Raw genomic sequence first — 22,728 nt, 5'->3', positions numbered from 1 at the left:
CGAGTTAGCACAAACCTAATGACGGACTCTTTTGTTGGCTGCCATCCCCAATAATTCAGCAGCATGTTCCAATGTTAGATGTGTAATCGTTGTTCCCGAAAGCATGCGTGCTAACTCATTAACGCGTTCGTGCTGGTCAATTTTTCTGACAACTGTCTCTGTTCTGCCATTTTTCGTGTGCTTAGAAACTAAAAAATGGTGATCACTGACAGCCGCAACTTGCGGCAGATGTGTGATACATAACACTTGGGAAGTAGCTGCAATCTGACTAATCTTTTCGGCAATTGCCTGTGCTACACGGCCGCTTACTCCAGTGTCGACTTCATCAAAAATAATACTCGTGACGTTGCGATCCTGTGCAAAAATTGTCTTCAACGCCAGCATTATCCGTGAGAGTTCTCCTCCAGAGGCAATTTTATTCAATGGCCCACTTGCTTCACCTGGATTAGTCTGTACATAGAATTCTGCATGCTCAGCTCCATTGACCGTCAATTCCTGGTTATTTTCAAACCTGACTTGAAAAATAGCTTTATCCATATACAATGATTTCAATTGAGTATGGACTTTCTTTTCTAGCGCCTGGGCTGTTTTGCGTCTTTGCACAGAAAGCTCCTGTGCCTTTTTCTGCGCAGTTGTATACGCACGTTGCAGGCGTTCTTCCTGATTACCACTGTCTTCTTGTGCATTTTCCATCTTTTCAAGCTCTGCTTTAATCTGTTGGTAATATTGCAAGACTTGCTTAATAGAATCACCATATTTATGTTCAAGCTGGCTAATCAATTCAAGTCGTAAGTTAACCTCGTTTAACCGGCCTTCATCCCATTCCATGTCCTCCAATTCACGTGAGATATCATGGGCAGAATCCTGCAATGTATAAAAAGCATTTGAGAGATTAGTACTGATTGTCTGCAAACTTTCTGAATAAGTGGCAATCCCTTCTAATTCCTCAGTCACACTACCCAAACTGCCGAGTAAATCTGTTTCTTCACCGGAAAGCAGCTGATAGCCTTTTGAGAGTGCATCGCGAATACTTTGAAAATTTTCAAGCTTTTCTTTTTCGCTGCTGAGTTTTTCTTCTTCGCCATTTTCTAAATGAGCTTCCTCAATTTCCTTGACTTGGAATCTGAGCATATCCAATCTTTGTGCCCATTTTTTCTCATTCGAGCGTCTTTTTTCCAAATCCTGCTTTTGCTCTTGGTATTTAGCAAACGCCGCTTGGTAACTGCGTTTCAATTGTAAGTTGCGCACACTGTATTGATCTAATAATTTCAAATGATTTTCAACGTGCATCAGGGTTTGATGTTCATTTTGCCCATGAATATCAATTAAGCGACCCCCAATTTTACGTAAAACTGCAAGTGTCACCAAAGTGTTATTAACGCGGCAGACACTCCGCCCGCTGCGATACAACTCTCGCTGCAGGATTAGTTCGCCACCATCTGGTTGGATTCCGATCTGCTCCAAATAATCACTAAAAGACCTGTCTTCGGGCAATGCAAATAATCCTTGCAAAACAGATTTGCCTGCACCCTTGCGAATGAATTCTTGTGAACCTCTACCACCGGAAAGCAGCCCTAAAGCGTCAATTACAATTGATTTCCCAGCACCCGTTTCTCCAGTCAAAACGGTCATGTGAGGTTCAAACCTAATGTCAAGTTTCTCAATGATTGCAAAATCTCTGATTGTCAATTCTCGCAGCATTAGTTGATCATTCCCTCATCCCTAAAAATTAATTATCTATTCTAAGCTTTATTCAATCATTTCCAGCAGTCGCTGCAGGATCACCTTCGGGTCAGAACCGGTTTTGGCAATTACCAAAATTGTATCATCGTCACCTAGAGTTCCAAAAATATCTTCGTATTTCATTTGTTCTATTAAGCTTGAAATGACAGGTCCATTACCTGGAGAGACTTTCAACAATAAAAATTCTCCCTGAACACGTCCCGTTAGATAAGCATCACGCAACGTCTTGCGCAGCTTTTTTTCCGTATTCAACTTTTTTTCAGCTGGAAAACTATACCGATATTCTCCCGTAGGTGACGGTAATTTAATCAGCTGCATCTCTTTTACATCCCGTGAAATCGTTGCTTGTGTTACCTCAATCCCGCGTTGCCGTAGCAGTGCAACAATTTCCTCTTGTCGTTCAACATTATTTTGCCGCAACAACTCTCTGATTGCCATTTGTCTTTCTTGCTTACGCATCACTTTCACCAAGTTTCCAAAAAATATTCATATTTTGTTTTAATAATAGCCTATTTTGAATAAATATTAAAGGATTCCCTTATAAAAGTCAATTTTTAAAGTTTTCATGTGCGGCTGTAACTATTTCTGAAAGCTTAACTTGTTCGGCTAATTTTCCAGGTGCCACAGCAGCTTTCAAATGGACCAGAAATTCAATATTCCCCTCACCACCGGTAATCGGAGAAAAGTCTAATCCACATACGTCAAAACCTGCCGCTAACGCAAATGAAAGAATTTCAGTCAACACCTGTTGATGCACTTTAGGATCGTGTACAATGCCGTGTTTACCGACATTTTCCCTACCAGCTTCAAATTGCGGCTTAATCAGTGCAATCACATCTCCGTTTGGTTCAATTATCTCATGCAAGGGCGGCAAGATAAGTTCCAAAGAGATGAAAGAAACATCAATCGTGGCAAACTCTGGACGACCATGTTTAAAATCGGCAAGTTTACTGTATCTAAAGTTAGTATTTTCCATTACTATGACACGCTCATCTTGCCTGATTTTCCAAGCTAGCTGATTCGTACCAACATCTAGCGCATAGCTCAAAGCCGCTCCGTTTTGTAACGCAACATCTGTGAAACCTCCTGTGGATGCTCCGATATCAAGCATGATTTTCCCTTTAGGACTGAGCTGAAAAGACTTGAGTGCTTTTGCCAGTTTGTATCCACCACGACTGACAAATGGCATTTTCTTGCCTTTAAAATGTAACTTTGTCGTGCTATCAATCTTGACACCCGGTTTATCCAAACGTTCTTCATTGACTCCTAAGATTTCACCCGCCATGACCGCTCTTTTGGCCTGCTCCCGCGTTTCAAAAAGTCCCTGTTTTACCAGCAAGACATCTACTCGTTCTTTCTTCATTAATTATCCTTTCTTGAAAAATAGCGTAGAAAATCATCCAATATTCCGGTTTCAATCCCGGTATGTTTCAATTCATTTAAAGCCGTCCGCGCATTCAAAAGAGCATTATCCAACTCCTGATATGCACCGTTCAAACCGAGCAGCCCAGGATAAGTATTCTTGTGTTCAACTTGATCCTTATGAACAGCTTTACCGAGTTCTGCTTGCGTGCTGACAACATCTAAAATATCATCATAAATTTGAAACGCCAGCCCAAAACAACTCCCGAAATTTAGCAACTCTGTCATCTGTGCAGCCGTTGCGCCGCTAATGATTCCCCCTGCTTGACAAGCATACTGTAACAAAGCTCCTGTTTTTAGCTGATGCAAAGCCTTAAGTTGGACTAACGTAAGCTCCTTTTTCTCACCTTCAATATCAGCAATTTGACCACTAACCATTCCTTGGGGACCGGCCGCGGTTGCAAAACGGCTTAGTAAAGCCACCTTAAGCTGAGCTGAAAGGTGGCAGCTTGCAAGCCATTCAAAAGCAGTCGTCAACAAACCATCGCCCGCCAAGACAGCCTCTGCTTGCCCGAAAACTTTATGGTTAGTCGGTCGCCCCCGCCTTAAATCATCATTATCCATCTCAGGAAGATCGTCGTGAATCAGTGAATATGTATGCAGCAGTTCCAAACTGCCGGCTGCAGCAAAAACTCCCTCATCAATTTGGCGGTTAAACATGTGACAGATTGCCAAAAGCAGCATTGGGCGAATTCTTTTCCCGCCACTTTCGAGCGAATACAGCATGGCCTTTTTCAAGGTTGGTGCAGCATTCAACCCATTTAAGTAACTATTCAACTGTTCTTCTAATTGCGGCAAAATAATTTTCTGGAACTCTGCAAGCTTATTGCTCATTATGATCACTGTCCCGCTCAAATGGTTTTTCGTTGCCATTTTGGTCAATAACCTTAGCCAGAGTCTTCTCAGCACTTTCTAACTTCTGTTGCAATTCATTGCTCAACTTGACACCTTTTTGGAATTGATCTAGTGCGCTTTCCAGCGGAACATCACCCTGCTCTAACTTTTGGACAATCTTTTCAAGCTCGTCTAAATTTTCTTCAAATGTCTTTTTTTCAGTCATTTTTTTCATCCTCCGTAATACTTAAAACGCGTGCGGTTACACTACCATCTTGCATCTGGAAAGCGATCTTTTCATCTGGTTTTAACTCAGCGGCCTGCTTAACAACGCGTCCAGCGACAGTTACGTAGCCATAGCCCCGCGCTAAAATACGTAAAGGACTCAGCATTTCCAACTGTGCCACAGCTGTTCCAAGTTGTTGGTGCTTATTTTTAAAATATTCCATACGTAAACGATTCAGCTGCTGCTCCAAATACGCCACCTGCTTAAGCAGCAGATGCAACTTTTCGGTTTGTGATTGCTTTTGCAGTCTCATCAGAAGTTGTGTTTGCATCCGCTGCTTCTTATTGAGATTGGTCTGCAACGCTTGTTGCATTTGTTTTTTCAGATAATCAATTTTTTGTAAATATCCTTCATAAAGTCTGCCTGGCTGGCGGAAAACGTATGAATTGCGCAGCTTTTGCACCGCTTGTTTTTTGAGTTGGAGTTTGGACCGCAAATTTTGATAGAGCCGCAAACGCAACTGTTCAATTTTAATAATTTCCTCACTTAGAACCGGGACAGCTAATTCAGCTGCTGCTGTTGGTGTCGCAGCCCGAACATCGGCTACTAAATCAGCAATGGTCGTATCTGTTTCATGACCGACTGACGAAATCACAGGCAGCGGACATGCAAAAATAGCACGTGCAACACTTTCTTCGTTGAAAGGCCAAAGATCTTCGATGGACCCGCCACCTCGCCCAATAATCAGCGTGTCAAACGAACCATTTTGTTCAACCTGCTTGATGCGTGCAATAATATCAGGGGCAGCATCAGCACCTTGCACCACAGTTGGAAAAAGTACAATTTGAGCAATTGGATACCGCCTGCGCACAGTAGTCATAATATCCTTAATTACAGCTCCAGAAGGACTAGTAACCACTGCTATTCTACGCGGAAAACGACATAAAGGCTTTTTAGGGGCATTAAAAATGCCTTCTGCTGCCAGCTTATTTTTCAGTTGCTCATAAGCCTGATATAACGCCCCTACACCATCCGGCTCCATTTTTTCAACATATATCTGATAGCTTCCACTCGCTTCATACAAAGAAATTCGCCCAACTATTAGAACTTTCATTCCTTCTTCTGGCTGAAACTTCACTTTAGCAAAGGCTGAACGAAACATAATCGCATTGATTTTTGCATGTTCATCTTTAAGGCTGAAATACTGATGAGCGTGTGGGCGCATGCGAAAGTTTGAAATCTCTCCAGTCAAATAAACCCTGCTCAAATAAGGATCAACATCAAACTTTCTTTTCAAGTACTTTGTTAGCGCACTAACTGTTAGATACGTTTTTTCTGCCACAATTAACACTCCGTTCCGCAAACTTAACGGTTTGTTCCATTAACATCGCAATTGTCATGGGGCCAACCCCTCCTGGGACTGGTGTGAGAAAACCAGCAACTTGATCTACAGAAGACTGTGCAACATCGCCAACAAGTTTTCCAGCTGCATTGCGATTCATTCCGACATCAATTACGACTGCTCCAGGTTTAACATCCGCACCGGTAATAAAATCAGCTTTCCCAATCGCGACGATCAAAATATCCGCCTGCCTGGTTAACTGGCGCAAATTCTTAGTCTTGCTATGTGTAATAGTAACTGTTGCATCATGATTCAACAGTAGGGCTGCCATAGGTCGACCCACGATATTACTTCTGCCAACAATCACCGCATGCTTACCCGCCAAAGGTAAATGATATTCCTGAAAAAAACGTAAGATTCCTGCAGGAGTACATGGCAACGAACGGGGGTCATTCATAAAAAGATGCCCGACATTTTGCGGATGAAAGCCGTCAACATCTTTTGCAGGTGCAATTGCGTCTGTAATCTGCTCTGCGTCAATCTGTTTTGGCAATGGCAACTGAACTAGAATCCCGTGAACCGTATCATCTGCATTTAATTTGCTAATCAGTTGCAATAATTCGATTTCGGCTGTATTTTCCGGCAATCTGATGTCCTGCGTCTCAATGCCAATCTGCTGCGCAACCCGATGTTTGTTCCGGACATAAACCTGACTAGCTTCATCTGAGCCTACAAGAATTACAACCAACTTAGGTGTAATTCCTTTTTGTTTTAAATTGCTTACCTTTTGTTCAAGATCTTGTTTAACTTTTGTCGCAAGTTTCTTGCCGTCTAACTTAACTGCCATTTCTCCCCACCGCCAACTCTTTTTACTATGTAACCATTTTAGCATAACTTGTAAACAGGAAAATAATTATTTATTAGTCAAATTTGCCCTTTACAAATCATTTTTTAAGATTGCTGCTGCACTTGCACAAAAAAAGAGCTCTGACAAAATAAGATCTTGCCATAACTCTATCAATGTTCAGTCGTAAGGTGCTTTACCTACTACTAATCTTCTTCATTTTTTTCAATCAAATTAGAAAGAATTCCGTTAATAAAGCGCCGTGATTTTTCATCACTAAATTCTTTTGCGAGCTGAAGTGCTTCATCAACCGCAACTTTAGCAGGAATTGCGCTCACATACTTAATCTCATAAATCGCTAAACGCAGCAACAGTAAATCTGTCTTATTAAGCCGCGCTAAGCTCCACTGATTATTAAGATAACTTGTGATGACAGCGTCTAATTCATCTGCCTGCTTGGCAACGCCTTGTGTCAGCTCCAGCAGGTATGCGGGCATCTCCTGTGGCAAATGCTCATCATCTTGCCGCAACTGCTCATAAAGAGCGTCAATCTCCGTCTCAGGGTTGCTTGCAAGTGCAAATAATAACTGAAAAGCTACCTTACGGATAGAATGTCTGGTCATACTCACTTGTTGTCACCATTTTCTTTTTCATTGAATAAATTATTTGGATCAATTGTCGAGACCTGTTTTGCAGGTACAACACCTTGAACAAAAACGTCAACACCCGTCAACTTGAGACCTGTCATGAAAAACAGCTGTTGTTTTACCTTTTCCTGAATTTCAAGTGCCACTTTAGGGACTGAAACACCATAATTCAAGAAGACATAGACTTCAACTTTTAAAGCTTTGTCTTCTTGTTCCAGGCGCACACCCTTACCGCGGCTCTTACGGCCAAAAAGTTCATTCAGACTGCTTGCAAGCGAACCGCGCATTGAATAAACACCTTTAACCTGACTGGTTGCAATTCCAATAATAATCTCAATCACTTCTGGTGCAATTTCAATTTGTCCCAGCCTAGGTTTTTCAGTTTCGATTAAAATATTATTATTCTCAGCCATCAGCAAGTCCTCCTTCGAACTAAGCTCTGGAAATGTAACTTCCATCTTGCGTGTTGATCGTTAAAACATCGTCCTCGTTTACGAAAAACGGAACTTGAACAACTAATCCGGTTTCCATGGTTGCTGGTTTTGAACCACCCGAAGCAGTATCACCTTTGATCCCTGGTTCTGTAGCTTCGACCTTTAAATCAACCGTATTAGGCAGATCAACACCCAATGTCTCATTACCATACATAATGATGTTAACAAGCATATTTTCCTTCAGATAGTTCAACTCATTCTTAATCCGCTCAGCTGGTAATTCAAGCTGCTCGTAGGTCGTCGTATCCATGAAAACATGATTATCGCCATCTGCATACAGATATTGCATTTTACGATTATCAATCTGTGCTTGTTCAACTTTTTCACCCGCACGGAAAGTCTTTTCCTGCATCGCACCACTCCGTAAGTTCTTCAGCTTTGAACGCACAAATGCTGATCCCTTACCTGGTTTAACATGTTGAAATTCGACCACTCGCCAAATATCTCCATCAACCTCAATTGTTAATCCATTCTTAAATTCATTAACCGAAATCATACTGTTCCTCCTACAAATACCTGAATTCTGATATCTCTTAAACTATTTTAACACATGCCGTCAGACACGGCCGCTTAAAAATAACTGAACACAACTCATGATAGCAATAACCGCAAGCAAAAAGCAAGCTTATCTCATGACTTCAATGTATTCTTTCGCAAAATTGGTAAGCTCTTCGAATCCATCAGCAGTTACTAAGATGTCATCTTCAATACGGATTCCCGCTTCCGGGGGAAGATAGATTCCTGGCTCAATTGTGATCACTTGACCAGGCTCTAACTGATTGGCAAAATTTTTACCAATATTGGGCAGCTCATGGATACTTTGACCAATCCCATGACCCATTCCATGATTAAAATAGGCTCCATAACCGGCTTGGGTGATCAAGCTACGGCCGATTTGATCCAGTTCAGCACCAGTGATCCCGGGGCGCACTGCAGCAATTGTCTGTTGCTGTGCGTGTGCGACCACCTGATAAAGCGCTTTAATACTCTCAGGCTGTCTCCCGAGCGAAAAAGTTCTAGTCACATCCGAAGTATAGCCCTTATAAAAATATCCAAAATCAAGGGTTACCAGTTCACCTTGCTGCAAAACTTTTGTTGAGGCGCTTCCATGCGGTAATATTGTCCTTGTCCCACTTGCTACGATTGTAGGAAATGAGCTTGCGGTTGCACCTAATTTTTTCATAATTTGGTCCAAGTGATTGGCAACTTCGATTTCTGTCTGCCCTGCACTGATTTCTTGTAAGAGCATACGATAACCATCTTCTGCCAGTTTACAAGACTTACGTAACAGTGCGATTTCCTCAGGTTCTTTAACGGAACGCATCTTTTCAAGGACACCATTCAGCGGAACAATGTCGCACAGCGCGGTCTCATCTAAGAAATCATAGTCGCGATAAGACAGTGAATCCTCAAAAGCCAGCGCTAATAGTTGGTCCTTAGCTGCAATTTCACACACACTTCGCAAATACTCGCGTGTAATCACACACTGCCATGTTTTAAAGCGGCCGACTGCTTCTTTGAATCTGCTATCAGTGATCAAGAATTGTTCATTTTCAGTTACAAGCACGACTCCGGCATCACCTGTAAAGCCGCTAAGATACGCAATATTAACCGGATCAGTTACTAAAAAAGCATCGACACTCATTTTTTCCATCTGCATGCGCAGGCGCGCTACTCTGTCAGTCTGCATTCTAAATTCCTCCGCGCTTATCCATAACCTAACTTTGCGAAAATAAAAAGACCAACACAAAACGTTACGTTCCGTATTGATCTTCAAGTCTCTGAAATAAATTATTCAGCCACTGGGTAAACAGATACCTGTTTCTTGTCGCGGCCTTTACGCTCGAAACGAACTACTCCATCGATCTTGGCGAACAATGTATCATCCCCGCCTTTGCCAACGTTAGTCCCTGGATAAATTCTTGTTCCACGTTGACGGTAAAGGATAGAACCACCAGAAACAATTTGTCCATCAGCGCTCTTTGAGCCAAGACGCTTTGATTCTGAATCACGTCCGTTAGAAGTCGAGCCACCACCCTTTTTATGAGCGAAGAACTGTAAATTCATTAACATAATTCGTGCACCTCCTCAGTCTCTAGGAAATTTCTATATATTTAGCATAACTAGTCGCAATTTCTTCCATACCTAACTTGAAGTTAGCAAGCAATAAAGCAGCCGCTTGATTGCCCTTTTCAGCACTGTCCAAGTTAACTTTCAGATATCCGCCGTGCTCTTCATCAGCAGTCAACTCTATCTGTGCTTTAGCCAGTTTCTGCAGTCCATTCACAGTACTAATAGCCAAGGCAGAAACTCCCGCACAAACGATATCTTGACCGTATTCGCCAGATTCAGCATGTCCAGTCAACTCAAAGCCGCAAATCTGCTTGCTGGTATAAAGAAAATGTGCTTTGATCATATTAAACCTCTTTTTAAGCCCTTTGCTTACTAAGCGTTGATCGCGTCAATCACAACTTTTGTATATGGTTGACGATGACCTTGCTTTGTATGTGAATGTTTCTTTGGCTTATACTTGAAAGTAACAACCTTCTTTGCGCGGCCTTGTTTTTCAACAGTTCCTGTCACAGTTGCGCCGTCAACAAATGGTTTGCCAACAACAGCCTGATCGCCACCTACCAAGACAACTTGGTCAAAAGTAACTTTTTCACCGGCTTCAGCAGCAAGCTTTTCAACATAGATTGCTTGACCTGCTTCTACTTTAAGCTGCTTTCCACCTGTTTTGATAATTGCGTACATTTAGTGCACCTCCTTAACATTACTTAGACTCGCCGTGCTTCAGCGGACCCCAAATCAACTTTGGTAGCCACTTCAATAACTGCTCACGTGCGGTTGCAGTTGCAGCATGCACAAATACAACATTGAAATGATACCAGATAAATAGCAAGCCGTCAATCCCTTTGGACTGGACTTACCAATAAAAAAACCTGTTTGCTTGCAAAAAGCATAACAGGTTTTACATCGTGTGTGATGGCGCGGGAGAGATTCGAACTCTCGACCGTCCGCTTAGAAGGCGGATGCTCTATCCAGCTGAGCTACCGAGCCATGAACAACACTAGATATTATAGTGTATCCCCTACACACTGTCAAACCTTTTTTTGAAGCACTCGAAAAAGGATCCCTAAAGCAAACAACTCTTTTTAGTTGAAACATTTTTGTAACCGTGCGATAATATCAATGTAACATAAATGTAATATCAAAACAAAGAAAAGGGTGATTGAAATGATACCATTTTTTGCAATCGTTGGCATTCTTATTCTTGCAGGTGTTATTCAATACTATGGCAGTCAGCGCAAGGAACGTGCAAGTTACAAACATTTCGAACAAGATGAACAAAAGACCAGCTTTTAATTTCTTCTTGTAACAATTGCTTATACTTAAGCAGAAATTGTCTACGTCCGCACCCTAGGTCTAAGAAGCCATTGCTAGAAATTTATACTTCGTATTCAATTACATGTACTGCTAAAAAATGTTTGATTTCAAAATAGGGGCTGTGACAAAAGTTAACTTTTGTCACAGCCCTTCTTTTATTCCGGATAAACGTGTTCCATAAGTCAAAATTCTCCGTCTAACTTCGAATTACTCATAGCAAAGTACGCAAAGTACTCGCTATGTTCGTAATTTCGAGTTAGCACTCAAATTTTCCCGGCTTATGTCACACCCTCTTTTTTTGTGAATTATCAAAATCAAAGCTGACAACATTGCACATTAAATATAGCCAAACGTGCGTGCAAGTTCTTATTTGCTGAAATGTTTATACTTACGTAAAAAGTCCAGACTAAATAAAATTGACGCAAGTGTGAGCAGCAAACTTCCAAAGAATGACACCTCGCGACTTGCTGCTTGATTATCACCTGTTTGTGGTAATGTAACTTCTCCTAGGGCTGCTTGCTTGACAGTCTGTGCCGCAGCTGAGGTTGCTCTAGTGTCGGATGCCTTTTTAGTGTTAGCCTCTGTAACCCCATGAGCACTGCTTAGCTTCATAACCTCTGTTGTAGGTTTTACCAAAGTACCTTGCTGATCTGTCGCTGAAATTGCCTTGGCCTTATCTGTGACGTTTTTAGCTGTAGATGTTGCAGCAGCCGCTGTTTGCTGGTTGGTAGCACCAGTGATATGGGAAGCACTAGTAGTAGGTGTTTCAGCGGCTGTGTCGACTGCTGATTCAACTGCCAATTTTTGTTGCAGTGCTTTTTCCTGCAGTTGCAATGTCTGCAATTGCTGTTGTGCACTAGTCAATTTTTGCGCTGCTTGCGTATAAACGGCCTGTTGACTGTCATACTCACTTTTAGCGACCGTATAGGCTTGATTAGCCGCAGCAAGTTGCGCTAAAGCTGTTTGATAGGCAGTCTGCGCTGCTTGTAAGTTTGCAGCTGCATTCGTCAACTGAGCGAGGTTTGCTTGCGCAGCAGCAAGCTTTGTCTTAGCGGTAGTCAAGGCAGTTTCAGCCGCTGTTTGTGCAGCAACTGCTGTCGCAACTTTTTGCTTAGCAGCCGTTAATGCTGCTGTGGCTTTAACTGTTGCTGCTTGAGCTGCAGTATAAACAGCCTGTTTTTGTTCCAAAACAGATTGATCGGCAGCGATTTTAGCTTGCAATTCCTGTGAAGCGGTTTGTTCAGATGCAGCTTTTGCTTTCAAAGTAGCTAGTTTAGTATTAAGCGTTGCCAAGGTATTGTTGACAGTTGTTAATTGGTTGTTAATACTATTGAGTTTATTTTGAAGCGTAGTTACGGTATTTTCAGCAGCGGTCTTTTGTGCTGTTACAGTAGCGGCATTTGTTTTAGCAGCCGTTAATGTTGCCGTATCTGTGTTTAATTTGTTAACTGCGGCAGTATAAGCAGCACTAGCGGTGTTGTCGGCTGTAGTAGCATTATCCAATGCTGTTTGTGCAGCTGCAATTTGCGTTGCTGTAGCGCCTGTCGCTGAAATTGTTTTATCCGTTGTGTCGAATGTTTCAGCAAATTTGGTGCTGTCTTTGACATACGTTGTATTTGAATTTACGAGTTCGAAATGAATATTACCATATTTATCAAAACTTACAGCGAAATAATCAATGGAACTAGCATTGTAATGATTTGCATTCAGACCAAGTAATGAAATTGTATGACCGTAACTAGATGATGAATCATCAAACATCATTTCATAAATTGCATCGTAAATGTATTTCTTAGCGTCGTACATTGTCATGGTTGTATCGAAAGCAGCATCATATGATTCAAGGTCTTCGTAATAATTCCCTGTATCAGCTAGACCGTAGTTATCAGCTGCTTTTTCAATTGCAGATACATCATGACCGCTATCGTACCCAGACCATTTATCGCTATTGTAGTTAGTCGCTACTTGTTTAGCGAAATTGATTGCGCCATCAGTGACTTTGACTTTAACAGTCACTCCAGCTTGTTCGCGTAATTTGTTGAGCAGTGCAGCTGCATATGATGATAATTCGGTTGCTTGTGCAGTAGTCATATTATTAGCATCAATTGTAGTTGTTTTATCAGCAGCGCTAGCAGCAAATGTAGTGCCACTTCCAGCACCGTTGTCAACGATAGAAGGTGTTTGCTTAACGCTTGATGCTTCAGTACTTGTCAAGGTGATATTACTACCGCCTGTGATTGATCCTTGGCTATTTTTGAGTGTGTCAAGTGTTGTTTGTGCATCAGTTTTAGCCTTGTCAGCGGCTGTTTTAGAACTCGAAGCAGCAGCAACTGCTGAATTATCACTGTTTACTGCCGACTGAGCAGACGAGACAGCTGCATTGGCTGAATCGGTATCAATACTGGATGCTTTACTTTGAGCATCTGATAAATCAGCTTCAGCTTTAGCTTTGTCGCTGGTAAGAGATGCTTGGGATGATGATGCGCTGCTAATTTGTGATTGGGTATCAGTGATTTGACTTGCAGTCTGAGAATCAACCCCAGCCTTATTTTGATCACTTTCTAATTGACTAGATGCTGAAGCAACATCAGCTTTTGCACTTGATTCAGCATTTGACGCTGTTGTTGCTGAGCTTTGTGCGCTGTCAGCGTTTGTTTGTGCTTCTTTTGTAGCTGCTGCGGCTGAACTTGCTGCTGCACTGCTGCTTGTAACAGTCTTGGCAGCATTTGAAACTTCGGACTGAGCTTTACTAATGTTTTCAGCTGTGGCGGTGTCTTTAGTTGTTTGAGCCGTGCTAACAGCACTCGCAGCACTTGAAACAGCTGCTGTGGCAGTTGACTTGGCAGCACTCGCCTGCTCTAGATTGCTTGACGCACTGGCAGCGGCTTCTTTGGCCTTATCTGTTGTCGCCTGCTGTTTAGCAACTTCACTAGCAGCAGTTGCCGTTTGTGTCTGTGCTTTGCTAAGATTCTGCTTGGTATCATTAACCGCTTTTTGAGATGCTGCAGTTGCGCTAGTACTGCTAGCCGTGCTGACTGTATCTGCATGTGCGGTCGTAGTTGCTGCGGTTCCGGCGGTCACAACTGCCGCAGTCACTGCAACTTTTTTAATTAAAGTACTAACTTTTTCGTTTTTCATTGTTGAAAATCCCTTCTTCAATTAGACTGAATTTACTAACGCGAGGATGCATTTACTTTTTAGCGTTCATCTTCCTAAATGCAGCTTTAGTTAACTTGGCACCGCCTTTAAAGATTCCTTTTCCGACTGCTAATGCAGCTTTTTTAGCAAATTCGTCGGCTGCATCTTGTTGATCAAACTCTTCTTGCATTTGGCGTGCAGCTCGTGAAGGCGAATTTCTGTATTGCTCTTTTTCACGTTCCTTAGCATCTTGTGAAATTTGTCTTGTCTTGGTTAAATAATCTTTAAAAATTCCCATTACTTTACTCCTTATAAATCACCGAATACCTAATTCACCAGTGGCGTCCATTCCAAGTTTGTTTTAATAATCATCGCGATTCGCAATGAAGATGAAACTTCACTGATATGTAACTCATCCGTCAAAAAAGGACCATCTACCCCGAATAGAGCAGTGTGTTCTACTAGATTCTCCAAGGTCGCTTGCCGTTGAAAATAATCCTGTACCATTCCAAAAATGAGTTCAATGAAAGCTTGCTCATGAAAAACGACTGCCTGCTCATCTGCTGTATATGTGAAAAGATCAGCATGATAGTCAAAAGAACGGGCATTCCCCAATTCATCACTCTTACATTCCAAAGGTGCCCTGCCGCCAATCAAAATGTAATAAAGATTATAAGCAGCATCCACAGCTTCAACACAGCGAATCGTGTGCTCCTCTGCTTCATTTCCAACTGCTTCTAAAAATTCTGCACCTTCTGCACTAATTGAAAAGTTACTTTTATAGATTTTCTGCAAAAACTTACGTAAATATCGATTTGAAGATGCATACCGTGCATAATCTTCTTGGAACGCTTCCTCAAAAGGTGGGATCCCATCCATTTCTCTTAGTAAATTAAACATCCCTAATGTGTTTTTAGTCGGATACATGACGAAAGCTTCACGTTCCATCTCCTGCGGATCAAGATTGACGAATGAACCCATGCGATACGGACCATAATTTTGCTGATATTGCAACCGTTCAGCCTGATAAATTCTGTTTTCCTTTATTTCACTCACCTTCATTCTCCTAAAATTAAGATCTATATTTATGTCAATTTCCTCTAAGAATGTCCAATTTACATAAGCAGACCGCGTCTTATTAAGTATTCGCAAACAAAATATTAATTGAGCAAACAATTTTACTTTTTAATCACAGCGACCTTGGGGCATTTTTATTCGTATATAGAATAGAGGGGACTTTTTAACATAAAGTCCCCTCTGGATCGTGAGCATATTAGTAATTATCTTAAACAAAGTATAAAAATTATAAAAAATTAGATTTCAAAGAAGAAAATTTTAAAAGGAGAATCTTATGGTAACTCGACATGCCCATCTAGTTGGACCAATCAAAGATCCCGCTGTTTTAGAACAAGTAAAAGATACCTTATTAAACAATTTTCAAGCTGGCAGGCGTAACTATACAGTTTTTCAAGTTGGGAAGGCGACTTTATTACGTGTCAGCGATGTTTTGTCATTACGTTACACAGATGTTTTTGAAAACAATGGTGCAGTCAAAGTAAGAACCTACACGCGTGATCAAAAAACTGGGAAACCTAACACTCTTTACCTCAAACCGGTTCGAAAAGACCTTAAAGCCTACCATACTTGGTTAGAAGATACTAATCTGCATTCAGAATGGTTATTTCCTTCTACTAAAAATGATACAAGGCATATTACCAGAAAGCAGTATTACAAAATAATGGCACGTACAGGTGACTTACTTGGTATTAACTACTTAGGGACTCACACTATGCGGAAAACAGGCGCTTATAAAGTCTATCAACAAACAGACCATAATATTGCCCTTGTAATGCGCCTGCTCAACCACAGTGACCAGAGCTCTACTCTTAAATATTTAGGCTTGGATCAAACAACTCGTGAAGCTATGCTAGACAGTATCAATTTCGATTGATTTATTCATAAAAAATTATTCTAAAATAGTCGTTGACTTAAACAAATTTATATTCGATAATTGCCCTAGAGGTCTTTATGTTAAAATGACCCCTTTTAGATTTTGCTTTTATCACAAATTATTTAAGCTTCAGTCGAATTAACAGTGGAGCTCACAAAATAATTATCTCAATTATTAATTATATCCTATTTTAATAGTGAATTTAAAGTTAAGATTTACTTACCATTTAAACAGACGACTTAAAAATAAAACAGAAGGGAGAGTGTGACATAAGTCGGTAAAATTTGAGTGCTAACTCGAAATTACGAACATAGCGAGTACTTTGCTATGAGTAATTCGCAGTTAGACGGAGAATTTTGACTTATGGAACACGTTTATCCGGAATAAAAGAGGGGCTATGACAAAAGTTAAATTTTGTCACAGCCCCTTCTTCTGTTTTATTTTACAATCTGCACATTAATTGTACTCTAATTTACCCACAATCTGCTAAAATTTTAGCACCAATTGCCAGCTTCACCCTGCTTCTTTAGAACTGTTCACCACTTGCAGGTGGAAATATTTCCAAAAAAGCGGTCTGAATTTCTGCTGCAGAAAATCCTAAATCAACTAGGCCAAACTTAACAAAAATATGCCATGCATGGACAAAGGCTGCAGAGCGGCGTTCAAAATAACTATTGTTGAGAAGCTTTTGCATAATTAAATAATCATCCGCAACAAATCTGCTGACAGGCTTTTGCTCCAAATAAGTTAACTTTTCATCTGGCAATAATAGCAAATAGGTCCATTTCTTTTCGTTGGCAATTCGCAAGAAAAGCGCAGTTACTTTACAAAAATCAGGTAAAAATGCAGCAGGCTTTTGCTCAAAATAAGCGTTAAATAACACCGCTAAATCAAGGTTAAGTTCACAAAAAAGTGCGGCCGGTCGCTTTGAAATCGGTGTATTTTCTACAAGCAGCCCAGTCTGCAACCGCGCACTATCTAGCATTTTCTTTACGTCCAAATGATCTGCTCCCGTCTTTTAGCTCTAATTAAAATAAAGAGAATCGGCCCGAATTTCAAGGCTTGCCAAGTTGTCCAGATACCATGCACGCAAAAAGGAGTATTTAAGTAAGATGTCAAACCATGACTCCTTGTGTTCAGGATCGCTAACTTTTAGCACCCAGCCATCTGTTTCATTTTCACGCGTCTCTTGGGAAAATAGTCTGACGACCACATGATCATCAAGCTTTAAAACCGCTTCTCCTTCAGCACCGCGTTCAAGAATCCTGCCACCCTTTGCCGTTTCAACAAAGAGCTTATCCAAGACAGTGCTTGAAAGGTTGGGATCAGCTAATTGGTAAACAGCACTGTTTGAAGGATCCATTAAAGTAAAGTCGGTATCAAATCCAAAATCTTCTTTGAGAAACTTACCGATATCCAATAAATAGTTCTCAAAACCTCTTAATGCCGTTTCGGCAACTTTACCTTCATAATCTACCAATAATAACTGTGTTAACGCACGGCTGTTAAAACGAAGAACCTGTTTTTCAAAGTTCAGATAAAAGAGGGTTTCGCCTGTATTCTTTTCAGTGTAATAGGCTCCGCGTTGGGCAGTTTCTTCAAGCTGAAATACAAAATATCCATGGGTATTGATGCCTAGAAACTCATGATAGAGTTCATGAAAACGATCAGAGGATTGCAAAATCACTCTTTCTCTGCCATGCAATGCTAATAAACGATTGAGAAAGATCAAATAGAAGTCAGATTGACTGTATTGTTGCGGAAAAGTCACAAACGAAGTATCTAGCTGATAAGCAACTAGCCTTTGTGCCGCTGTTAATAATTCTGTTGCACTCGTAGTTTCAATTAAAGTGTCTAATAATTCAGTAAAAACTTGTCCGTGTTTCAAGCTATCTTTCAACTGATCATTATAGGCCATTAATCTGCCAGAGGTACTCAAGGTAGCTGCGTTGGCAGCGGTCGACTCGGTGGTTGACTCTTGTGGTTCAAAAGTTTCTGTCGCTTGGCGTTCATCTTTACTCATTAGTATTCACCCGCCCTTTGGTTGCAATTAAATCAGCAATATAGTCGCGGTAAAGCGTCTCATTCTTCGCTTCAAAATTCTCAAAGCTACCAAACTTCGCAACAATACTCTGTTTCTCATAGCCTACCAGTGTATCCTCTTTGGATAACGCGAGTACTTGATTTTCATTATCTTTGATTAGACGATAAGCTTCTTGTGCCTTTTCATCTTGATCACTTAATTCGGAAAGACGATCTACCAGCTCTTGTTTGGCTTCTCTGAGCTTTGCAGCTTCCCAGGGCATGACCTTTTCTTGGGCGTTTTTCTTTAACTGCAACCGGACTTCTTCTTTTTCCTTGTCACGCTGATCTTGCGAGTCAATTAGAGCCTGTAGTTGGTCAGCTTGTTTCGATAAAGCTGCAATTTTATCAGTATTTAAGCGTTTGTTTTCAGCTTCTAATTCAAATGCACGCCGTAATTTTTCATACTCTGTTTGCTCAAAATCAAAGCTGACACGCAAAACATTTAATGTCCCAAAAAGGCGCCGGTCCCACCAATTACCAAAATAAAATTGATAGTGGCCCTTGCCAATTTGTTCAAAGTAGAAGAAAGGATAAGTCTCGCGCAAATAAGCAAGCAGATTACCACTGAGGTATTGGCCAAGATTATCTGCAATATCACTGACTAGGTTTTCATTTGCAGTATCAGCTGTTCCATGTTTAGATTGCATGACTTTTTCTGAATAGCGTTCGCCATCAATTAATTGATAAATAAGACGATCATTCCGATCCTCAACTGCCTGTGCCAAAGTCTGCAGATAACTAATTTTAGTTGCCACTGCCTTTGAAAGCTGCTGTGCTGCCACAGAATGTTCCTGCGTGCGGGCTTGATTTACATTTGTCACACCGATCTCCCCTTATTATGTATGCATAGATTTTAATCACTCTAAAAATCAGCATGCACTTATTCTTAAACACTAAAAATTCTATTTTCCCATTTATTATAGCATTGCAAACACTTTTAGCCCAAATACTAGCATAGTAAGCTGTTATTTTTCCTGATATTGCCGCTTAAAATCACTGATTCCCGCGAAGAAATAGCGCGCAGGGTCGGTATCATAAGCAACCCGTCCCTCTTGAGCAGAAAATAAGTGTTGCTGATATAGCTTTTCGTATTCAGAAACACTGACTTCCTGCCGCTCATTAAGCACTTGCAAATAATTGACATTCATCAATCCTTGTTTGAAATTCGGCTGTACAATTCCGCTGTAAAACTCAGCTTCTGCGCCTGAACCATAACTAAACAAGCCAATTCGTTGGCCCGCTCTGAGTTTTTCACTATTAAACAACAAGGAAAGCAAGCTAAGATACAACGAACCAGTGTACAAATTTCCCACTTCGCGGTTAAACGTCCGCGCATGTTCAAATTCTTGCACAAAGTTCACAGCTTCATCAGGACGAGCATCTTTTAAAGCGATCCGTAATGCTTTAAGTCCCATTTTAGTATATGGTAAGTGAAAAAGAAGGGCCGCAAAATCTCCCAACTGATAACCCGTCTTATCTAAGTATGCCTGCCAGACATGGCTGAAGAAATTCAAATAGACATCCTCTGAATAACGGCCGTCTACCAGCGCTTCATTTTTTCCTAACGGACGCCAAAAATCCATAATATCTTGGGTATAGGCGGTACTTCCATCTTCAAGTGCTAAAATCTGAGGGTTGGTGCCAATCAATAGTGCCACTGCACCGCCGCCTTGTGTCGGTTCACCGGGAGACTTAATGCCATAACGCGCGTTATCCGCTGCAATCACGAGAACTTTGCTATCCGGGTTCAAGGCAACAAAACCGCGGGCCAATTGAATCCCTGCAGTCGCACCATAGCAAGCCTGTTTTAGCTCAATTGCTCTAATTTCTTTTTTGAGTCCCAATAAACGGGCTAAATAGACAGCCGTTGCCTTAGAGTTATCGATGCCCGACTCCGTTGCAAAGATCACATAGCTAATCTGCTCCTTATCGGCTGTTGTCAGTATCCGAGCTGCAGCATTTGCCGCCATTGTCACGACATCTTGGCTCGGAGGAATTACCGCCATTTTAGACTGACCGATTCCAATCAAATACTTGTTAGGATCTTCAGCGCGGGCAAAAGCGAGTTCCTTCATATCCACAAACAAATGCGATGTAAAGAAACCAATTTTGTCAATTCCGATTTTCATTTCTTTCACTCCCTTAAGAACTTTAGTCTTATCATACACGAAAAAAGCTCTTCCTCCTAGTTTTGCCCTAACTTTCACCTTCGCAATTCCTTTAAAGATTCCTTAAATTGACAGTTGTAACAACCGCAAATTTGCTTTGTTTAACTCGTGATTAACCGGCTAAAAAATATTTCACTCCACTTGTCTATTCACTTATATCAGAAATATTGTACAATCTAAAGCATAGTTGTTTTACAGCCATTCACCTGCAATTTCAGCAAACATCACTGGAAACAACTCAAATAACTTTTACGTACTTTGGAGGAAGACATGACACAAAATTTTACTATTGATACACAATTACAGCATCGTACCATCCGCGAATTTGCACCCGTAAAAGTGACACCAGCACAATTAGAAACACTCCTGCAAGTTGCGCGCCATACCTCAACCAGCATGTTTATGCAGCAGTTCACTATTTTGCAGATTACCGACAATCAAAAAAAGGCAGCCATTCGAAAAATATCCACACAAGACTACGTTGGCGGAAACGGTGAGCTTCTCATTTTCGTGGTCGATTTATATCGCAATCAACAAATTAGAAAACAAATGCAAGCAGATGATGGGCGCTTACATCAAACCGATGTCTTCATTCAAGGAGTTGAGGATACCGTACTTGCAGTCCAAAATGTGGTCAATGCTGCAGAAAGCATGCAACTTGGTGCCGTCATCCTCGGCAGTATTGTCAATGATGCCCAAAAAATGATTGAACTTCTGGGACTGCCGCAAATGACTTTTCCTTTGTTAGGACTCCAAGTTGGCCAGCCCGCACAAAAACCGCAGCTTAAGCCGCGACTTCCCTTGCCGTTTACTTTGTTTGAAAACACCTACCAGACTGCATTCGATATTCACGCTTTGGCGCCTTATGATGAAGTTGTGCAAACCTATTATGACTTGCGCGATACCAATCGACGCATTGATTCCTTTACAAAACAAGTAGCTTCTGCCAAAATGGATCAGCGTGATACCAAGCGCAACCAAATTCTTGAAATATTACACAAACAGCAACTCTGCCTTGCTTAATGAAGCTATCTCATAGTTTTCATTGCTTTTTGCAATCTAAATTGGTATAATATTTATCGTTGTTGGAGAGTTGGCAGAGTGGTAATGCACCGGACTCGAAATCCGGCGAACCGGCTTATACCGGCGCGCAGGTTCAAATCCTGTACTCTCCTTATTATACTAATTTAACTTATGCTACAACCGTTAGAAACGCTGATATAAAGGCGTTTCTATTTTTTTATTTGCGTTGTCTTACGTTAATTTATGAAAAAGTGGCACGCAGACGGCACGCAGAACAAGAAAAAGAAAACTATATAATATTCATTTTATAGGAAAATTTTGTATAAAAAAGCCCCACTCAATTATGTGTGAGGTTATTTTATTAGCTTCCCATTACTCTGCCGTCTTTCATCAGTGAAGCCAATGTATTTAATAGTAAGAACGGTAGACTTTCTTAGATGTCAGTGCACGCGTTGGTGTGATATCCAACGCATCAGCAAAAGTAACCAAGTCGTTCAGAATATCGACACCGTCTTTATCCCATGTCTTAGTACTTGCGAGCGTTGCTTGATGTTCTGCTGGAACTTGGTAATCCAAAGAAATATCAAGATCTTCATCGGTAATTTTACCAGTAGCCAACACATCCATAGCCATCTTCTCAACACGTGCATTGACACCTTGCACCAAAACATCGATGTCGTTAAATACACGACTCATAAGATACTGCTGCTCTTCCGGTGTTCGTGGATTCTTCAAAGCAATGAGATCTTTTTCTTTGATCTGCATCTTACGCTTAATGTACGCAAGTTCCATTGCTTTCTTTTCAGCTTGACGGCTGCCAATCTCAGCTTCGGCATCAAATGCAGACAGTGAAGCAATAATCGGTGTGCGTGTCCCGCCGCTCAACTGATCTAATTCAAGTGATTGTGTCCGGCGTGTTGGGAATAACGTATCACCCAACATTACTGGATAATCACGATTCCGGGTGTAATCTAAGATTTCTCGTTGCGAGAAAAGTTCTGCAATATCTGCAAAACGTTGTAAATCAATTAATTTTGGCATTAACAGTTCCTCCTAATTTGTGATTTGAACAAAAATACTAGCCTTGACCGCCTTGTGCGGCAGTTAAAGCATCAATATCCTTGAAATGAATTGTGGTCATTGCCTTAATTGCATCCGCAGACGGAGCAACTGGCAAGCGTTGACCAAGTACCCAACCTTCCTGAATGACTGCCACAGGCTGTTTGCCATTAGTTACATCAACCTCGTTGTAAGTTACCCCAATTGCCTTAGCATCGTTTGTTGGATATACGGTACCGGCTGGAATGATCTTGTGACCAAGATCATCAGTCTGTACATTGTAGTTGGTGTTATCCACTGTCTGTGGAAATGGAACTAATGATACTTCTGAAGCTAAGAAATTGATCTGGTTAACTACTGTTTTC

The 22,728-nt window shown here is 41.2% G+C and carries 26 protein-coding genes, 2 tRNA genes, 1 pseudogene and 1 other annotated feature; of the genes and pseudogenes, 4 read left to right on the top strand and 25 right to left on the bottom strand.

Features of this window, described 5'->3' with window-relative positions:
- Positions 1 to 15: 15 nt before the first annotated feature.
- The 16 genes from recN to FD50_RS07320 form a co-directional block, all read right to left on the bottom strand.
- Positions 16 to 1,701, bottom strand: coding sequence for a DNA repair protein RecN (gene recN / locus FD50_RS07390; protein ID WP_054756211.1), 1,686 nt, complete (start codon positions 1,699 to 1,701; stop codon positions 16 to 18).
- A gap of 48 nt (positions 1,702 to 1,749) precedes the next feature.
- Positions 1,750 to 2,202, bottom strand: coding sequence for an arginine repressor (locus FD50_RS07385; protein WP_054756229.1), 453 nt, complete (start codon positions 2,200 to 2,202; stop codon positions 1,750 to 1,752).
- A gap of 88 nt (positions 2,203 to 2,290) precedes the next feature.
- Positions 2,291 to 3,106, bottom strand: a complete 816-nt coding sequence (locus FD50_RS07380) for a TlyA family RNA methyltransferase (protein ID WP_056960984.1) — start codon at positions 3,104 to 3,106, stop codon at positions 2,291 to 2,293.
- Positions 3,106 to 3,999: a polyprenyl synthetase family protein gene (locus FD50_RS07375; protein ID WP_056960983.1), complete on the bottom strand. Its 894-nt coding sequence runs from the start codon at positions 3,997 to 3,999 to the stop codon at positions 3,106 to 3,108. Before FD50_RS07375 ends, FD50_RS07380 begins: the two co-directional genes overlap by 1 nt.
- Entirely contained in the window at positions 3,989 to 4,225 is a 237-nt protein-coding gene (locus FD50_RS07370; protein WP_056960982.1) for an exodeoxyribonuclease VII small subunit, read from the bottom strand. Before FD50_RS07370 ends, FD50_RS07375 begins: the two co-directional genes overlap by 11 nt.
- Entirely contained in the window at positions 4,218 to 5,570 is a 1,353-nt protein-coding gene (xseA, locus tag FD50_RS07365) for an exodeoxyribonuclease VII large subunit (RefSeq protein ID WP_420806265.1), read from the bottom strand. Before xseA ends, FD50_RS07370 begins: the two co-directional genes overlap by 8 nt.
- Positions 5,539 to 6,414 carry a bifunctional methylenetetrahydrofolate dehydrogenase/methenyltetrahydrofolate cyclohydrolase FolD gene (gene folD, locus FD50_RS07360; protein ID WP_056960980.1) on the bottom strand — a complete coding sequence of 292 codons (876 nt, stop codon included), beginning with the start codon at positions 6,412 to 6,414 and terminating at the stop codon, positions 5,539 to 5,541. The genes xseA and folD overlap by 32 nt, the downstream gene beginning before the upstream one ends.
- Before the next feature lie 203 nt (positions 6,415 to 6,617).
- The gene (gene nusB / locus FD50_RS07355) at positions 6,618 to 7,040 is read right to left on the bottom strand and encodes a transcription antitermination factor NusB (RefSeq protein WP_187328407.1); all 423 of its coding nucleotides are present in this window, start codon (positions 7,038 to 7,040) and stop codon (positions 6,618 to 6,620) included.
- Positions 7,037 to 7,471, bottom strand: coding sequence for an Asp23/Gls24 family envelope stress response protein (locus tag FD50_RS07350; protein WP_056960979.1), 435 nt, complete (start codon positions 7,469 to 7,471; stop codon positions 7,037 to 7,039). Before FD50_RS07350 ends, nusB begins: the two co-directional genes overlap by 4 nt.
- A 19-nt stretch (positions 7,472 to 7,490) precedes the next feature.
- Entirely contained in the window at positions 7,491 to 8,048 is a 558-nt protein-coding gene (gene efp, locus FD50_RS07345) for an elongation factor P (protein WP_054756202.1), read from the bottom strand.
- Between the two features lie 129 nt (positions 8,049 to 8,177).
- Positions 8,178 to 9,242 carry a M24 family metallopeptidase gene (locus FD50_RS07340; protein WP_056960978.1) on the bottom strand — a complete coding sequence of 355 codons (1,065 nt, stop codon included), beginning with the start codon at positions 9,240 to 9,242 and terminating at the stop codon, positions 8,178 to 8,180.
- 101 nt (positions 9,243 to 9,343) lie between these two features.
- Complete coding sequence (gene rpmA, locus FD50_RS07335; protein ID WP_056960977.1) at positions 9,344 to 9,625, bottom strand: 50S ribosomal protein L27; 282 nt, start codon at positions 9,623 to 9,625, stop codon at positions 9,344 to 9,346.
- 22 nt (positions 9,626 to 9,647) lie between these two features.
- Positions 9,648 to 9,968 (bottom strand): ribosomal-processing cysteine protease Prp, encoded by a 321-nt coding sequence (locus tag FD50_RS07330; protein ID WP_054756198.1) that lies wholly within the window; start codon positions 9,966 to 9,968, stop codon positions 9,648 to 9,650.
- Between the two features lie 29 nt (positions 9,969 to 9,997).
- Positions 9,998 to 10,306: a 50S ribosomal protein L21 gene (gene rplU, locus FD50_RS07325; protein ID WP_054756196.1), complete on the bottom strand. Its 309-nt coding sequence runs from the start codon at positions 10,304 to 10,306 to the stop codon at positions 9,998 to 10,000.
- A gap of 15 nt (positions 10,307 to 10,321) precedes the next feature.
- Positions 10,322 to 10,411: a sequence feature (ribosomal protein L21 leader region), on the bottom strand.
- Positions 10,326 to 10,454, bottom strand: a complete 129-nt coding sequence (locus FD50_RS13010) for a hypothetical protein (protein WP_261907511.1) — start codon at positions 10,452 to 10,454, stop codon at positions 10,326 to 10,328. (Overlaps the previous feature by 86 nt.)
- 84 nt (positions 10,455 to 10,538) lie before the next feature.
- A tRNA-Arg gene (locus FD50_RS07320) sits at positions 10,539 to 10,612 on the bottom strand.
- 177 nt (positions 10,613 to 10,789) lie between these two features.
- Between FD50_RS07320 and FD50_RS13005 the strand changes: the two genes are divergently transcribed.
- Complete coding sequence (locus tag FD50_RS13005; RefSeq protein ID WP_261907512.1) at positions 10,790 to 10,918, top strand: hypothetical protein; 129 nt, start codon at positions 10,790 to 10,792, stop codon at positions 10,916 to 10,918.
- 387 nt (positions 10,919 to 11,305) lie between these two features.
- On the opposite strand, the gene FD50_RS07315 is transcribed toward FD50_RS13005, so the two are convergent.
- Genes FD50_RS07315 through FD50_RS07305 form a run of 3 tightly spaced genes read right to left on the bottom strand, consistent with a single transcriptional unit; the run spans position 11,306 to position 15,133 of the window.
- The gene (locus FD50_RS07315) at positions 11,306 to 14,077 is read right to left on the bottom strand and encodes an SEC10/PgrA surface exclusion domain-containing protein (protein WP_056960976.1); all 2,772 of its coding nucleotides are present in this window, start codon (positions 14,075 to 14,077) and stop codon (positions 11,306 to 11,308) included.
- A gap of 52 nt (positions 14,078 to 14,129) precedes the next feature.
- The gene (locus tag FD50_RS07310; RefSeq protein ID WP_054756192.1) at positions 14,130 to 14,375 is read right to left on the bottom strand and encodes a hypothetical protein; all 246 of its coding nucleotides are present in this window, start codon (positions 14,373 to 14,375) and stop codon (positions 14,130 to 14,132) included.
- Between the two features lie 29 nt (positions 14,376 to 14,404).
- Positions 14,405 to 15,133 carry a hypothetical protein gene (locus tag FD50_RS07305; RefSeq protein ID WP_056960975.1) on the bottom strand — a complete coding sequence of 243 codons (729 nt, stop codon included), beginning with the start codon at positions 15,131 to 15,133 and terminating at the stop codon, positions 14,405 to 14,407.
- Positions 15,134 to 15,428: 295 nt separating this feature from the next.
- Between FD50_RS07305 and FD50_RS07300 the strand changes: the two genes are divergently transcribed.
- Positions 15,429 to 16,028, top strand: coding sequence for a tyrosine-type recombinase/integrase (locus FD50_RS07300; RefSeq protein WP_054756188.1), 600 nt, complete (start codon positions 15,429 to 15,431; stop codon positions 16,026 to 16,028).
- A 526-nt stretch (positions 16,029 to 16,554) separates the two neighbouring features.
- Here the strand turns inward: FD50_RS07300 and FD50_RS07295 are convergent.
- The 4 genes from FD50_RS07295 to FD50_RS07280 all read right to left on the bottom strand — a co-directional run bounded on the left by FD50_RS07295 (position 16,555) and on the right by FD50_RS07280 (position 20,242).
- Positions 16,555 to 17,028, bottom strand: coding sequence for a hypothetical protein (locus FD50_RS07295; RefSeq protein WP_056960974.1), 474 nt, complete (start codon positions 17,026 to 17,028; stop codon positions 16,555 to 16,557).
- 24 nt (positions 17,029 to 17,052) lie between these two features.
- Entirely contained in the window at positions 17,053 to 18,051 is a 999-nt protein-coding gene (locus tag FD50_RS07290; protein ID WP_056960973.1) for a hypothetical protein, read from the bottom strand.
- On the bottom strand, positions 18,044 to 18,934 hold the full coding sequence (locus tag FD50_RS07285; RefSeq protein WP_054756184.1) for a hypothetical protein: 891 nt from the start codon (positions 18,932 to 18,934) through the stop codon (positions 18,044 to 18,046). Before FD50_RS07285 ends, FD50_RS07290 begins: the two co-directional genes overlap by 8 nt.
- A gap of 144 nt (positions 18,935 to 19,078) precedes the next feature.
- Positions 19,079 to 20,242: a hydroxymethylglutaryl-CoA synthase gene (locus FD50_RS07280; protein ID WP_054756227.1), complete on the bottom strand. Its 1,164-nt coding sequence runs from the start codon at positions 20,240 to 20,242 to the stop codon at positions 19,079 to 19,081.
- A gap of 309 nt (positions 20,243 to 20,551) precedes the next feature.
- Here FD50_RS07280 and FD50_RS07275 point away from each other — a divergent pair, with 309 nt between their 5' ends.
- Both FD50_RS07275 and FD50_RS07270 read left to right on the top strand, forming a co-directional pair.
- Positions 20,552 to 21,304, top strand: coding sequence for an NADPH-dependent oxidoreductase (locus FD50_RS07275; RefSeq protein ID WP_056960972.1), 753 nt, complete (start codon positions 20,552 to 20,554; stop codon positions 21,302 to 21,304).
- 64 nt (positions 21,305 to 21,368) lie between these two features.
- Positions 21,369 to 21,456, top strand: a tRNA-Ser gene (locus tag FD50_RS07270).
- Positions 21,457 to 21,730: 274 nt separating this feature from the next.
- On the opposite strand, the pseudogene FD50_RS07265 reads toward FD50_RS07270, so the two are convergent.
- Positions 21,731 to 22,345: pseudogene (locus FD50_RS07265) on the bottom strand (major capsid protein); the annotation flags it as partial.
- Positions 22,346 to 22,382: 37 nt separating this feature from the next.
- Positions 22,383 to 22,728, bottom strand: a 346-nt coding sequence (locus FD50_RS07260; protein WP_056960971.1) for a hypothetical protein, incomplete at its 5' end; no start/stop codon positions are given.

It is taken from the genome of Liquorilactobacillus satsumensis DSM 16230 = JCM 12392 (genome assembly GCF_001435195.1).
Taxonomy (GTDB): domain Bacteria; phylum Bacillota; class Bacilli; order Lactobacillales; family Lactobacillaceae; genus Liquorilactobacillus; species Liquorilactobacillus satsumensis.
This window is presented reverse-complemented; position numbering and strand designations above follow the sequence as displayed.